12 protein-coding genes are annotated in these 14,215 nt (G+C 70.7%); 4 read left to right on the forward strand and 8 right to left on the reverse strand.

The window, feature by feature from the left end; genetic code table 11:
- Positions 1–282: 282 nt before the first annotated feature.
- Positions 283–1,746 (reverse strand): NUDIX domain-containing protein, encoded by a 1,464-nt coding sequence (locus B9S64_RS32270; protein WP_103491638.1) that lies wholly within the window; start codon positions 1,744–1,746, stop codon positions 283–285.
- Positions 1,747–1,821: 75 nt separating this feature from the next.
- Complete coding sequence (locus B9S64_RS32275) at positions 1,822–2,052, reverse strand: ABC transporter ATP-binding protein (RefSeq protein ID WP_181012318.1); 231 nt, start codon at positions 2,050–2,052, stop codon at positions 1,822–1,824.
- A gap of 1,283 nt (positions 2,053–3,335) precedes the next feature.
- On the opposite strand from B9S64_RS32275, the gene B9S64_RS32290 reads away from it, so the two are divergent.
- Positions 3,336–3,776 (forward strand): transposase, encoded by a 441-nt coding sequence (locus tag B9S64_RS32290; protein WP_374936075.1) that lies wholly within the window; start codon positions 3,336–3,338, stop codon positions 3,774–3,776.
- A gap of 646 nt (positions 3,777–4,422) precedes the next feature.
- Here B9S64_RS32290 and B9S64_RS32300 read toward each other — a convergent pair.
- The 4 genes from B9S64_RS32300 to B9S64_RS32315 all read right to left on the reverse strand — a co-directional run bounded on the left by B9S64_RS32300 (position 4,423) and on the right by B9S64_RS32315 (position 7,997).
- Complete coding sequence (locus B9S64_RS32300; RefSeq protein ID WP_103491659.1) at positions 4,423–5,277, reverse strand: SDR family NAD(P)-dependent oxidoreductase; 855 nt, start codon at positions 5,275–5,277, stop codon at positions 4,423–4,425.
- Positions 5,278–5,308: 31 nt separating this feature from the next.
- Complete coding sequence (locus B9S64_RS32305) at positions 5,309–6,031, reverse strand: YoaK family protein (protein WP_181012317.1); 723 nt, start codon at positions 6,029–6,031, stop codon at positions 5,309–5,311.
- 108 nt (positions 6,032–6,139) lie between these two features.
- Positions 6,140–7,207, reverse strand: a complete 1,068-nt coding sequence (locus B9S64_RS32310) for a HAMP domain-containing sensor histidine kinase (protein WP_103491658.1) — start codon at positions 7,205–7,207, stop codon at positions 6,140–6,142.
- Positions 7,208–7,262: 55 nt separating this feature from the next.
- Positions 7,263–7,997: a response regulator transcription factor gene (locus tag B9S64_RS32315; protein ID WP_103491657.1), complete on the reverse strand. Its 735-nt coding sequence runs from the start codon at positions 7,995–7,997 to the stop codon at positions 7,263–7,265.
- Between the two features lie 87 nt (positions 7,998–8,084).
- Between B9S64_RS32315 and B9S64_RS32320 the strand changes: the two genes are divergently transcribed.
- Complete coding sequence (locus tag B9S64_RS32320) at positions 8,085–9,173, forward strand: endonuclease/exonuclease/phosphatase family protein (RefSeq protein WP_103491634.1); 1,089 nt, start codon at positions 8,085–8,087, stop codon at positions 9,171–9,173.
- A gap of 15 nt (positions 9,174–9,188) precedes the next feature.
- Positions 9,189–9,368 (forward strand): hypothetical protein, encoded by a 180-nt coding sequence (locus B9S64_RS32325; protein WP_374936074.1) that lies wholly within the window; start codon positions 9,189–9,191, stop codon positions 9,366–9,368.
- 93 nt (positions 9,369–9,461) lie between these two features.
- Here B9S64_RS32325 and B9S64_RS32330 read toward each other — a convergent pair whose 3' ends face one another.
- Entirely contained in the window at positions 9,462–11,057 is a 1,596-nt protein-coding gene (locus tag B9S64_RS32330; protein ID WP_103491633.1) for a long-chain fatty acid--CoA ligase, read from the reverse strand.
- 7 nt (positions 11,058–11,064) lie between these two features.
- On the reverse strand, positions 11,065–12,609 hold the full coding sequence (locus B9S64_RS32335; protein WP_103491632.1) for a class I adenylate-forming enzyme family protein: 1,545 nt from the start codon (positions 12,607–12,609) through the stop codon (positions 11,065–11,067).
- A gap of 210 nt (positions 12,610–12,819) precedes the next feature.
- Here B9S64_RS32335 and hemA point away from each other — a divergent pair, with 210 nt between their 5' ends.
- Complete coding sequence (hemA, locus tag B9S64_RS32340) at positions 12,820–14,064, forward strand: 5-aminolevulinate synthase (protein WP_103491631.1); 1,245 nt, start codon at positions 12,820–12,822, stop codon at positions 14,062–14,064.
- Positions 14,065–14,215 lie beyond the last annotated feature (151 nt).

The following is a 14,215-nucleotide window of genomic DNA, read 5'->3' on the forward strand; positions in this document are numbered from 1 at the left end:
TGCGTGCTCGTGCCGCGCGTCGTCCGTGCGCGCGGGGAAGGGTGCGGCCGGAGGGGACGTCCGGTCCGCGAGCGGGTCCGGCAACTGCCGTAGGGCGCACATCGGGGAGCGGGCAGGACGACGAGCGGGATCAGCAGCAAGAGTGCCGGAGGCGGAAGGGGTCTCAGCGCAGGGTGGCACGGAGTACCTCCCTCTGCCCTGCCAGGAGCCCCCACTGCACGTGCGTGGGCTCGGCCCTGGGCCTGCCGGGCGGGTAGGCCACCGCGCGGTGGCTCATCCTGTTCACCAGCCCATCTCTGAATAAGGGCGGCCTTCGGAGATCGCGGTGATGGCCGTGCGGGTGTACGAGACGATCCGGTCCGGGAGCTCGTGCCGCGGCCACCACTGCCAGGCCAGACACTTGTCAGGCTCGCGAACTTCGGGGGTGCCCTCCCACCGGCGAGCCCGGAAGACGAGCTGCATCAGGGGCAGGCTGCCCGGGGCGTCAACGACGTGGATGACGTGGACGAGCTCCACATCCGCGGGGTCGATGACCAGCCCCGCCTCCTCCCACGCCTCGCGGACCAAGCACGCGAGGGCGGGCTCCTGCTCGCACCTCCCGGCGAGGTAGTGCCAGGTATTGTCCGCGTACTTCGAGTCGGGATGCCGCAGACCGAGAAGCACCCGGCCTTCCGCGTCTTCGAGGTGAAGGTGGACTCCGACACCGTTCAGCACCCCCTGGCTTCCCCAGTCCCACACGGGAGGAGCCACGGCCGGCTTGATGTTCGGGGGGTTCTCGGCCGCGTGCTGGCGAATCAGCTCCCGGGTTGCGGGGCTCAGGCGCAGCCGGTCCAGGTCATCGGGGGTGAACCAGCGCAGCAGTACGCCCTCATGTAGCCGGAGCCGGTCGGTGCCGCGCCACCGGCCGGCGAAGACTTGGACGGGGACGCTGAGGCCGTCGATGCTGGTGGCGGCCCCCACGGAGTAGGGCGTCACGTCCTCCAGACGGAGGTCGGGCACCTCCTCGGACAGTTCCCGCATCAGGGTGCCCTCAAGGCTTTGGTCGTCGTGCGTGCGGCCGCCGCCGAGAAGAGCGAATGCCCCCGACTCCCAGATGACGCCGGGCTTGTGGTCACGCAGATGGAGCAGGTAGCGACCGGTCGCGTCGTAGATCAGCGCGGAAGCGTTCACCGGCTCGGGCCGGCCGTCCAGCCGCGCCGCGAGGAGTTTCGCGCGCAGTGTCGGCGAGGTGACTTCCGCCTGCGGGAGCCACTGGGCGGCGGCCCCCTTCTCGTCCGGCCGCGCGATCGTCGGCGGCTCCTCGACGGCGAGGTAGAAGACGTAACGGATGTCGTAGTGGCGGGCCGGTTCCCCGTTGGACGGGCTGGCAGCCACGTCGTGGACATCGATGTCGATCGGAGTGCCGAGCATCTGCCGGGTCAGGCACAGGGTGCCCGGTGCGATCCCGGCCTCCTCCACCGTCGCGCGCAATGCCGCGGCGAGCAGTGTGCGGTCCTCGGGCTCGATGTGGCTGCCGGGAGTGTGTACGAGTTCGCCGGTGGCCGGGTGCCGGACGTGCAGGGCCCGGCCCTGCCGGTCGATGACGACGGCGCTGCACGTGATGTGCCCGGGCAGCGGCATCCGTGCCGTCGCGTCGAAGGCACGCTCCAGCGCGGCAAGGAGTCCGGCCAGGGCGTCACGCTCGCCGGGGTGCCGACCGAGGTACGCCTCGACGGTCCTGCGGATCGCGGTGGAACTGGGTGACATGGGCGTCGTCTCGCCTTCGATGTCGTAGGGAGGGTGGCGGGCAGGCTGAGGGAAGGGGGAGGCCGCGCGGGTGGATCAGCTCGCCGTCTCGTGGCCGGTTGGCTGCGTGCCCCGGGGGCGGCGAACGCCGTTGGGGGCCGGCATGATCCCGTACTGTGCTGCCTGGACGGCGAACATCCCTTGATACAGGCCGCCCTTGATGGCCGTCAGGTCCTCGTGGGTGGCGTCCTCGACGACAGAGCCCCGGTCGAGGACGTAGATGTGGTCGGCGTGCATGGTCGCGGCGAGCCGGTGCGTGACGAGCACGACCGCGTGCCCCTCCTCGGCCAGGGACCACAGCCCGCAAACGCAGTGATCTCCGCATGAGGATCGAGGGCACTGGTCGGCTCGTCGACACCAGGGACGGCAGGGCGTCGCGGAGCTTGTCAACGGTCGGGCCGTCGGCGAACAGCTGGGCGAGGACGGTGTTGACTGCCACCAGCCCCCACCCGGCCGTGACGCCCTGCCCGAGTTCGGCCGCAACGCCCCCCATCACAACGCGCCGGTCCGCCTCCCAGCTGGTGCGCAGCACCATGCGGGGCAGCGCCGCAGCCATGTGCCTGAACTTCGTTCGGGTCAGGGGGCGTTCGTGTCGCGCGTAGGACTGGTCGTAGCGCAGCCGACCGCCGTAGAGTTCCCGCTCGGCGTTCGAGATGTCGTCTGCGGTTCCGGTCTTCGGGCTGCTCGCGCTCTTGTCGCTGCCTGGCTCGACTGGTGGCCATGTGTTTTCCCCTCGTGGTCGTGACGCAGTGCTCAACGACGCAGCATGATTTCGAGCACCCGTTCCTTTCGGACTGTCTGTGCGCGCGGCAATTCAGCGGTTTCCGAGGGTGCGCGGTGCACCGACCCTTGCCGCGCAAGGGCACGCGGCGCGGGGGTGGTTGGCCGAAACGCCGAGGGTCGGGTGCTGTCGCGATCGGTTGTCAGCCGGGGCTCGTTGCTGGGGCACCATGGTGTGCAGCCCAGGCGCAGCTTCATCACGGCGTGGTCGGTCAGTCGCGGACGAAGGCGGGCTTGTCACTTCGGCGCAGAGCACTACGACGGTGGCGTCGTCGCGGTAGCCCTTTTCGTCCGCGGTGGCGGCTGTGACCAGCGCGTCCGTCAGGGCCTGCGGGTCGTCGGCGTGCGTCGTGCACGATGCTCGCCGCCGCGGGAGCTCCTGCGGCGACGGGCTGACGAGGAGGGATTCTGCCGTCATAGAGGACGCTGCGGCAGGCGCGTTCGGGGGCATGCCGCTTCCAGGAGTTCGGCGACGATCACGAGCCAGCTCGTGATCGTGATGTCGTCCGGCTGGTCTGAGCCGTGGCCTCGGCGAGGATCGCCATCTTCAGCTTGTAGGAGAGGGCTCCTGATCACGTGGGAGGTCAACATCCATCGACTCCACGATCTGCGGGCCCACCAGCACGCCGCGGGCGCCCGCCGCGACGGACAGGCCCAGAGGGGTCCGTCAGGCGGTCTCCAGGTCGAACCCGACGACCACGGCCTGGGCCGGTCCCGGGGAGGCTTGACCAACCAAGGTCCACCTGGCCTGCGAACAAGGCCAGCGGCCTTTGTCACTGCTGGTCACCGCAGGCCGGCGCGGTGACAGCCCTCAGTTCGCCGCTGTGCTGGAAGGTATTCGAGTACCCCGCACCGGGCCCGGCCGTCCGCGTGTCCGTCCGCCGCGACTGCGGGGCGACAAGGCGTATTCGTCCCGCGCCAACCGGGCCTACCTGCGAAAGCGCGGGATCCGGTGCACGATCCCGGAGCCCGCCGACCAGGCCGGGAACCGCAAGCGGAGGGGAGGACTGGTGGGCGGCCCCCGGCCTTCGACCGCGAGGACTACAAGGCCCGGCACGCGGCCGAGGACGGGATCAACCGGCTCAAGCGCAACCGGGCGGTGGCACACGGTTCGACGAACTCGCGGTCTGCTTCGAGGCCACCGTCCTGGTAGCCGCGATCGGCGAATAGCTGTGACCTGCCGGTGCCGTCGCTCACGCATGCCATGCTGACCGCGACCACGGTGGACAGAGCGAGGAGCGACAACGATGGGGGCTCATCAGCGCTCGCTAGCCCTGATCTCACCCTGGCGTCGCACGTCTGCGGCCTGCTCCCGTGCTGCTGCCGCCTCCGCTCTGGCCCTGACCCTGTCCTCCTCGAAGATCAGCACGGGGGCCAACGCATCCAAGGCCCCAGCGATCCTCTCCCGCCAGTCAGCAAACTCGGCAGAGCACGCATCGGACGGCTGCTGCGACTTCACAGAGCGGAGACGGCGCAGGGCGTGCTCGAGCACGGAGTCAGCCACGAGGCTTCTTTCGATCGGTACGCGGTCGACCCCATCGTGCACCACTTTCAAGGCACGGCCCAGAGATCTTTGCCGCGGGACCACCCGCGCCCCGCTCCAGGCATTTACAGATCAATCAGGTGGCGCGAGGCCAACCTTCAAGAACCGCCCGCACAAGACGGTAGTCGCGACCGCGGTGGCACCGGCGGTCTCTGGCCATGCCCCGGCTCACCGAGCCGTCGGCACCGGATTCCCGGTCACCGACTCACACGCCCACTCGCCAAGTGACGTGCTCAGTCACGTCGATGTGACTGAGCACGCCAGTTGGCCACTCAGCGGTTCGGTCGGCCGCCTGAGCGTCGCTCACGCGGTCGTCACGCCGTGATGTTGGCGCTGTCGCCGCCGGTGGCGGCGAAGCTGGTACCGGTCACCATGCGCGCATCGTCGGAGGCGAGGAACACCACCAGCGGTGCGACGTCCTCGGGCTCGACCCACGGCACCCCGAGCGGCAGCTTGCCGCGCTGGGCGTCGGCTGCCGTCCGCTCGTCCTCGGCGACGTCGCCGGTGGGTTCGTGGCCGCCCGTACGGATGATCTGTGCGTAGCGGTCCTCGTGACGGGTGAGCGCCGTGTTGACCAGCCCCGGGATCACGGCGTTGACGGTGATGCCGTGCTTGCCGAGGTCGAGGGCCGCCGACTTCATCAGCCCGATCAGTCCCCACTTGGACGCCGAGTAGCCTGCGCCGTCGAGGGTGCCGTGCTGCCCCTGGGTGGAGGACGTGACGATGATCCGCCCGCCCCCGCGCTCGACGAGCAGCGGCGCGGCGGCGCGGAGAACGTTGGCCGTGCCGGTGAGGTTGATGTCGATCTGGTCGTCCCAGAGCTCGTCGCTCATCTGGAGCAGGGACGCGAAGCCCTGGATACCGGCGTTGGCGAAGACGACGTCGATTCCACCGAAGCGTTCCACGACCTGGTCGAGCCCGGCCTTCACCGCACTCCGGTCGCGCTGGTCGAAGACCACCGGCAGCCACTCGGCCCCGGCCCCCTGGACGAGCCGCCCGGTCTCGGCGAGGTCCTCGGGCGCCGCCGGGTGGTAGTCCATCGCGGAGCTCGCCGGGGCGGCGATGTCGGCCCCGGCGACGCTGTATCCCTCTCGTGCGAAGGCCACGGCTGTGGCGCGACCGATCCCTCGGGCCGCCCCGGTGATGACCACTACTCGGTTCTCGCTCATCTCCGACTCCTTGTCGTTCATCGTCCGGCTTCTATCCGGTTCGTTCGGGGATCGTCCGGGTGCCGGCCGCCCGGCGTCCTTCCCGGTGCCGCGCCACCCCGAGCCCGATCGCCCCGAGGGTCATGCACGCACCGGCCACGAGAAGCGCGCCGGCACCGGACCAGGCGCTGATCAGCAGTGCGCCGAAAGTGCCTCCCGCGCCCATCGAGACGACCGCTCCCGCGCGGCGGACCCACTTGTCGCCGGTGCCGCCGGCGAGCGGGCTGTCCAGCGCGAAGTTCACCAGCGTGCTCGTGATGACCACCGTGGTGACGTCGGAGATCCGTGTCCCGCGGGCGACCACCGCCTGCATACCCATCGCCGTGGCGAGCAGGGCCGTGAGCCCGATCAGCCGTTCTCCGGCCGGGGCGCCCAGCACCAGCCAGGCGGCTCCGGTCACGAGGACCGTGGCAGCGGTGCCGAACAGGACCAGCAGGTGAGCGGTGGGGAGGCGCGTGACGTGCGTACGTCCGTGCACGAGGCGTCCCGCGACGATTGCGCCGGCGAGGAACCCCACCAGGGCGACCGCGTTGTTCAGCAGCGGCACTTGCCCGGACCCGGTGAGCCCGAAGCCGACGAACAGCACGTTGCCGGTCATGTTCCCGGTGAAGACGTGGTCGAGTGCCAGGTAGCTGACCGCGTCCACGAGGCCGGTAGCGACCGTGAGCGCCAACAGTCCGGCCAGGTACGAGGCATCGCTGTCCGTCGGCTCCATGGGCTCAGGGTCTCGCGTCATGGCGCCGTTCCGGCGAAGGCGCGTCTGTGACCTCGCGCTTTCACGTGCCCGGCCCGCGCACCCCACGGGCTGTATCCGCAGAGGTCTCTACGTAACGGTGGCCGACGCCCGGCACCGCTTGCCGGCTTCCCCGCGTGCGGGGCCGCACGCGGGCAGTTCCACGGCGGCGCGCAGGCCTCCGCCCGGGCGTGGGGTGAGGGTGAGCGTGCCGTCGTGTGCCTGGGTGATGGTCTTGACGATGGCCAGGCCCAGGCCGACGCCCGCGTGGTCGGTGTGCACGCGTTCGGTGCCGCGCCGGAAGGGTTCGGTCAGGGAGGCGACCAGGTCCGCGGGGACCTGCTCGCCGCTGTTCTCGACCGTGATCGCCACGGTGTGCGGGCAGACGCTGGTGGTGACCCGTACGGTGCCCTGTGCGGGGAGGTTGTGGACGATCGCGTTGTGCACGAGGTTCATCGTCAGCTGCAGCAGCAGCGCCGGTGATCCCGTCGTGAACGCGACGGCGCCGCCGGCCTCCAGGGTGACGCCGTGCTTCTCCGCGAGCGGCAGCAGGGTTTCGGCCGCTTCCTCCGCCATGAGGGACAGGTCGACGGGTTCACGGGTGAAGGACCGCTGCTCGGCGCGGCTGAGCAGGAGCAGGGCCTCGGTCAGACCGATCGCCCGGGTGTTGACGGCGGTGAGGCGGTCGAGGATCTCCTCCCGGTCGTGGTGCGGATCGTTGCGGGCGACGTCGAGCAGGGCCTTCGAGATCGCGAGCGGGGTGCGCAGTTCGTGCGAGGCATTGGCCGCGAATCTCCGCTGTTCCCCGACATGGGCTTCGACCTGGACGAGCATCGTGTCGAAGGCGTCGGCGAGTTCGCGGAACTCGTCCTGGCGGCCCGGCAGCCGGATGCGGTGGGAGAGCGATCCGGCGGCGGCCCCGCGGGTGGCCCGCGTGATGCGGTCCAGGGGAGCGAGCATCCGGCCGGCGAGGAGCCATCCGCCGAGGAGGCCGAAGAGCAGGAGGAACACCATGACCCCGGCGGCCACGGGCGCGAAGCCCTGCACGAAGGAGGTGCCCGGTGTGGCTTGCCACCGCCCCTGCTCGTTGGTCCGCAGCCACCCGTTGCGCAGAAGGAAGAAGCCGATGGCGGCGAGCAGCACGGCACCGGCCAGCATGAGGAACCCGGCGTAGCTCAGGGTGAGTTTGAGGCGGACGCTCGGCCCGCGGGGCCTACCCACGGTTACCACCGGCCGCGCCGCCTTCGCGGGTGCCACCGTTGCCACCGGTGGCACCGTTGCCGCCGGGCGGTACGTCGATGCGGTAGCCGACGCCCGGCACGGTGGCGATGATCCTGGGTTCGCCGAGCCGCTTGCGCAGGGCGGAGACGGTGATGCGCACGGCGTTGGTGAACGGGTCGGCGTTCTCGTCCCAGGCCCGCCGCAGAAGCGCTTCGGCGCTGACCACACCGCCTTCGGCCGCGACGAGGACCTCAAGTACGGCGAACTGCTTCCTGGTCAGTGCGACATGGCGGCCGCCGCGGTAGACCTCCCTGCGGAACGGGTCGAGGCGCAGACCGGCGAGCTCGTGCACGGGCGGCCGGTGGTGGGCGCGCCGCCGGTCGAGCGCTCTGAGCCGGAGGGCGAGCTCATGGAGTTCGAAGGGCTTGGTGAGGTAGTCGTCGGCGCCGAGCGCGAACCCGGTGGCCTTGTCGTCGAGCCGGTCGGCGGCGGTGAGCATGAGGATCGGCATGCCGCTGCCGGAGGCGACGATGCGCTCGGCGATCTCGTCACCGGACGGGCCGGGGATGTCGCGGTCCAGGACGGCGATGTCGTACGTGTTGAGGTCCAGCAGTTCCAGAGCGGTGTCGCCGTCCCCCGCGATGTCGGCCGCGATCGCTTCCAGGCGCAGGCCGTCGCGGATGGCCTCTGCCATGTAGGGCTCGTCCTCGACGATCAGCACACGCATGCCGTTCATGCTATGAGCCGGTGTGTATCGTCCGCGTATCGAAAACCGGATACGCCCCGGCAACACCGCGCTCTCTTGACTGGCGGCATGACGCGTACCGCACCATCCGACCCGACAGTGACCGACCTTGCCCCCGGCCCGGCGGCCGGCGACGCGGACGGCCGGGACACACTTCTGCGGCGGCTGGTCCGCATCGGCTCACGGCCAGGGCCGTGGAGGCGCGGCCGGATCCTCGCGGCGCCGGCGCTGCTGCTCGGTTTCCTCATGCTGTGCCACGCGCGGATCCCGAACGGGTTCGGGAACCCCGGCAGCCTGATCGAGTCGTTCCTGCCGTGGTTCGGCCTGTGCGTCCCGGTGCTGCTGGCGTGCGCGCTGTGGCGGCGCTCCGCCGCCGCGGTGGTGGCGCTGCTGCTGCCGACAACCGTGTGGCTGAGCATGTTCGGCGGCATGCTCACCGACAAGTCCCGGGCGGGCGCCGCCGGCTTCACCGTGGCCACCCACAATGTGGGCGCCGACAACCCCGACCCGGCCGCCACCGCTCGCGATCTGGTGGGCTCCAAGGCGGACGTACTGGCTCTTGAGGAGATCACCGCGCAGGCCGAGCCGGCGTACGAGAAGGGGCTGGCGAAGGCGTACCCGTACCACACGGTGATGGGCACGATCGGGCTGTGGAGCAAGCTGCCGCTGTCGGACACGCGGATGGTCGACATCGCGCAGGACGCCGGACCGCTGGGCGCCGCCAAGCCGCTCGCCGTGAAGGAGGCTGACGCGCGGGCGCTGCGCGCCACGGTGACCACGGACCGGGGGCCGCTCGCGGTGTACGTGGCGCACCTGGGATCCGTACGCGTGATGCCGCGGAAGGGCTTCTGGACGGAGAGCCGGGATCGCGGCGTACCGGCGCTCGCCGAGGCGATGGCCGCCGACGAGCACGAGCGGGTGGTGCTGCTCGGCGACCTGAACGGCACGTTGGACGACCGCGCGTTCGTCCCCCTCACCTCGCGGATGACGTCGGCGCAGGAGGCCGCCGGGGACGGCTTCGGCTTCAGCTATCCGGCGACGTTCCCGGTGGCGCGGATCGACCACATCCTGGTCAGGGGCGTCACGCCGGACAGTGCGTGGGTGCTGCCGGGTACGGGCAGCGACCATCTGCCGGTGGCGGCCAGGATCAGCTGGTGACCGGACCCGGCGGCCGTGGTGTCGCCCGGCGGGGCGCGCCGGGGCGGGGGCATCCTCGCCCCCGTCCGTCATGCCCTCGACGAGCCGGCCGCGGTGAGCGTCGAGGTCGAGAACGGTCTCATCACACGGATCCACGTGGTGCGCGACCCTCACAAGCTGACGCACCTGGACGAGCCGGCCCGACCGGCCGGGTGAGGGGCGTCGTGAGTGGTCCGGGCAGGGCCGACCGCCCGGACCGGTCCATGGCCGGACCCTCGACACCACCGCTCGCTCGGCTCGTGCTCGCGTTCAGTGCGGGCGCGGCGGGCCGTCCGGCGGCTTGTCCGGATCCGCGGCGCTCAGCCAGGCGACCAGCTCCCGTTTGAGTACCTTGCCGCTGGGGCCGAGGGGGAAGGCGTCCACGAACTCCACCCGGCGCGGGTACTTGTACGGCGCCATCCGCTCCCTGCTCCAGGCGATGATCCCGGCGCCGAGGGCCGGGCCCGGCGCCGTGCCGGGGCGGGCCCTCACCACCGCGCACACCTCCTCGCCGTGGACGGGGTGGGGGAGCCCGACGACGGCTGCCTGGGCGACGGCCGGGTGGCGGGCGAGGACGTCCTCCACCTCGCGCGGGTAGACGTTGTACCCGCCGCGCAGCACCACGTCCTTCTTGCGGTCGACGACGGACAGATAGCCCTCGTCGTCCTTGACGCCGAGGTCACCCGAGCGGAACCAGCCGTCCACGACGGCCTCGGCGGTCGCCTCCGGCCGGTTCAGGTAGCCGGCCATCACGTTGTGCCCCCGGATGACGATCTCCCCCAGCTCGCCGGCGGGCACCAGCTCGATCCGGCCCTCCACGTCCGCTCGGGCGATCTCGACCTCGACACCCCAGATCGGCCGGCCCACCGTGCCCGGTCTGAGCGGCCACGCCTTCTGGTTGTAGGCCACCACCGGAGACGTCTCGGTCAGTCCGTACCCTTCGAGGACCGGGCAGCCGAACGTCTCCCGGAACGCGTCCAGGACCGCCACCGGCAGCGCGGAGCCGCCGGAGAACACGCGGTCGAGCGCGGGCCTGCGCGGGTCGGCGCGGGCCGCGTCGAGGAGCGCCGTGTACATCGTCGGGACCCCCATGAACACGGTGCAGCCCTCCCGCACCATGAGGTCCAGCGCGCCCGGCCCGTCGAACCGGGGCATCAGCACCAGGGTCGCCCCCGCCCGGAAGCAGGTGTTCATGCCGCAGATCTGACCGAAGGTGTGGAACAGCGGCAGACAGCCGAGCAGGACGTCGTCCTCGGTGAAGTCGAACGGCGACAGCATGGTCGTGTCGACGTTCATCACCACGTTGAGATGGGTGAGCAGGGCGCCCTTGGGGCGGCCGGTGGTGCCGGAGGTGTAGAGGATCACCGCGATGTCCTCGGGGGCGCGCGGCACCTGACGGTCGATCGGGGTGCTCCGCTCCGCGAGCACGTCCAGCCGTGGCGCGTGGGTGCGCCACTCCTCCTCGTCCCCTTCCTCTTCCATGACGGTGAGCACGGGCGTGCCGGCCGTCTCCGCCGCCCTGCCGCCCTCGGTGAGGAGCGGGGCGGCGCAGATCAGCGCCGCCGCCCCGGAGTCCTCCAGGACGTACGCGATCTCGTCCGCCCGGAGCAGGGCGTGGACCGGAACCGCGATCGCGCCGAGCGCGAGCACACCGAAGTAGGCCGCCGGGAAGTGCGGTGTGCTGGGCAGCAGCAGCGCCACCTTGTCGTCGGGGCCGATGCCCCGCGCGCGGAGCGCCGCCGCGTACCTCCGCGCCCCGTCCCACAGCTCGCGGTACGTGATCTTCCGGGAACCGGACACGAGCGCCGGGTGCTCCGGCCGCCGGAGCGCGGATTCGGCCAGTATGGACGCCACGGAGAGGGTCATGGGTGTGTCACCCGCTCGCTTCCACGGCCAGTCGCGCCTTGTCCGGTTTGCCGACGCCGGTGAGGGGCAGAGCGCGCCGGACGTGGATCCGCGCGGGAACGTGCTTGGGCGAGAGGGTGGCCCGGATGTGTTCCGCCAGTTCGCCGGGGCCGGCCGTGTGCGCCTCGCGCAGCACCACGGCGGCGTGCAGGTGCTCGATCCGGTCCCCGTCCCGGACGCAGAAGGCGGCGGCCTGGACGACGTCGGGATGGGCCAGGAAGGCGTTCTCCACCGTCACCGGATGGATCTTGATGCCGTTGGTCTTGATCACCTCGCCGATCCGGCCGCGCAGGTGAAGGTAGCCGTCGTCGTCGACGAGGCCGAGGTCACCGGTGCGCACCCAGCCGTCCTGTACGGTCCGGGCGGTGAGTTCGGGCTCGGCCACGTACGCGCTCATCGTGAACGGCGACCGTACGCGGACCTCGCCGGTCTCGCCGGGCGGCAGGTCGCGGTGGTCGTCCGGATCGGTGATCCGGACCCAGCCGGGTATCGGCCGGCCGACCGTGGCCCGCAGCCGGGGGTCGAGGTGCTCGGCGGGCGAGAGCATGCTGACGAAGCCCGCCTCGCTGGTGGCGTACACCTGGATCAGTACCTCGCCGAAGACCTTGACCGCCTCGCCCAGTCGCTCGGGAGACGCGGGGGAGCCCACGTACGTGACCATCTGGAGGCGGGACAGGTCGGTCGAGCCCATCTCCGGGTGGTCCATGAGCAGGTACAGCTGGGGAGGGGAGAGCAGCATCCGGGTGATCCCGTGCCGTTCCACGCAGCGCAGCACGTCACCCGGGTCGAAGCCGTCCCGCAGGACCACCGAGCCGCCGGACGCGAGTGAGTCGTCGGCCGTGGCGCCGCTGGAGTGGCTCAGCGGGAGACAGGCCAGGTAGACGGACCGCCAGCCCATCTGGAGTCCGGCGGAGATGAAACCGTCGCGGGCCCGGAAGTCGAAGGCGATGCCCTTCGGCTCACCGGTCGTCCCGCTCGTGTAGGTCACCACCGCGGGCCGGTCGGGTCCGATCCCGACGGAGTCCGGGTCCAGCGCGTCCGGGTCTCCGGCCGTCAGGTCAAGGACATCGGGGCCGAGGTCGCCGAGGGCGATGAGGGTGAGCGGAGTACCCAGCCGCTCGCGCAGCTCACGGGCGGCCGTGACGTTCTCCTCGTCGACGGCCAGATACGTCGCACCGGTCTGCCGGAGGATCTTGAGCTTGGCGTCGGCGGCCAGGTGGTCCGCCGGGTCGACCGCGTTGGTGGTGTGCAGATGGACCACCGTGGCCCCGACCAGATTCGCGGCGTACCGCAGGACCAGGGTCGGGCCGGTGTTGGTGACGGTCAGGACAGCGACCACGGCCCCGCCGTCGGTCCCGCCGGCGTGCTGGTGCAGGGCCTGCGCGGCTGACCGGACCAGGGTGGTCAGCTCCGCCGCGGTGAGCGTCTTGTCACGCCAGGACAGGAGAACTTTATCCGGTTCCGCGGAGATCACCTGAAGGATCTGGCTGACATACGTTTCGTTCGACGGCATAGGAAACTCCAGTGGTGCCGTGTCGAGGAATTTCCGCAGAGCCTACAACAAGCAAATCAGGTATACCAGGAGTGCGAATTGAAGAATCGGATGCGCGGGAGGTGTTGAATTGTCGCAGGCCGCGCCATCGAAGTGATATTCCGCTCTGAGACAATGCCCTCTACCGGTTCGGCCCCCGTATCGGCTTGGTCTTCGGAGAAAAGGGTCGTCATGAACCATTACCTGGAGCTCTTCTCGCGGCATATAGGGAAAGGTGGGTCACCGGAGGCGAAACGGGAGTTTCTTGAGATCGGCCGGCTCGCCGGGAAATTTCCGGCGGCCCGGAGCCTGCGGGACGGGGTCACCTCCGAGATCAGCGTCTGGTGCAGCAACGACTACCTGGGGATGGGTCAGCACCCGCTGGTTCTGGCGGCGACCCGCGAAGCCCTCGACGAGTACGGCGCGGGCTCGGGCGGCTCCCGGAACATCGGCGGGACCAACCACTACCACGTGCTGCTGGAGAAGGAACTCGCGGATCTGCACGGCAAGGCCGACGCCCTCCTCTTCACCTCCGGGTACACCGCCAACGACGGAGCCCTCACGGTCCTCGCCGGCCGGCTGGAGAACTGCGTCGTCTTCTCCGACGAGATGAACCACGCCTCGATCATCGACGGACTCCGCCACAGCGGCGCCGAGAAACGCATTTTCCGCCACAACGACACGGCGCATCTGGAAGAGCTGATATCCGCCACCGACCCTGACCGTCCGAAGATGATCGTCATGGAATCGGTCTACTCGATGGCGGGTGATGTCGCCCCGCTCGCCGAAATCGCCCGGATCGCCCGCGAGCACGGCGCGATGACGTTCCTCGACGAGGTTCACGCGGTCGGGATGTACGGGCCGGAGGGAGCCGGTATCGCCGCGGGCCTGGGCATCGCGGACGAGTTCACCGTCATCATGGGAACGCTCGCCAAGGGATTCGGCACCACCGGCGGATACATCGCCGGTCCCGCCGAACTGGTCGACGCGGTGCGCGGCCTGTCCCGCTCCTTCATCTTCACCACCGCCCTGCCGCCGGCGGTCGTGGCGGGCGCGCTCGCCGAGGTCCGGCACCTGCGCACCTCGGAGGAGGAACGCGACCGGCTCCGCGAGAACGCGCGACTGACGCACCGGCTGCTCACGGAACACGGCATCCCCTTCGTCTCCGACGGGTCCCACATCGTCTCGGTCTTCGTCGGGGACGACGCACTCGCCCGGCGGATCTCCGCCCTGCTTCTGGAACGCCATGGCATCTACGTACAGGCGATCAACGCGCCGAGCGTACGCGCGGGCCAGGAGATCCTCAGGAGCGCGCCCGGCGCCGTCCACGAGCCCGCGGAGGTCGAGGAGTTCGTCGCCGCACTGGACGGGATCTGGCGGGAACTGGGGGTGACGCGGACTCCGGGCCCGCACCCGTCCCCCGGAACGGACGGCTGACCCGCCCCACGGGGCGCGCGCGGCACTCCCGCCGCTCCGCGCCCCCGCCCGCTCCCCGTACCCGCATCGTGTCGCGGCCTGCGATATCGGGCCGCTATGCGACGTGGGCACGATCGACCTCGCAGGTCCGGTGGCGGTACACGCCGGGCAT

The sequence above is a fragment of the Streptomyces sp. SM18 genome (assembly GCF_002910775.2).
GTDB classification, from domain to species: domain Bacteria; phylum Actinomycetota; class Actinomycetes; order Streptomycetales; family Streptomycetaceae; genus Streptomyces; species Streptomyces halstedii.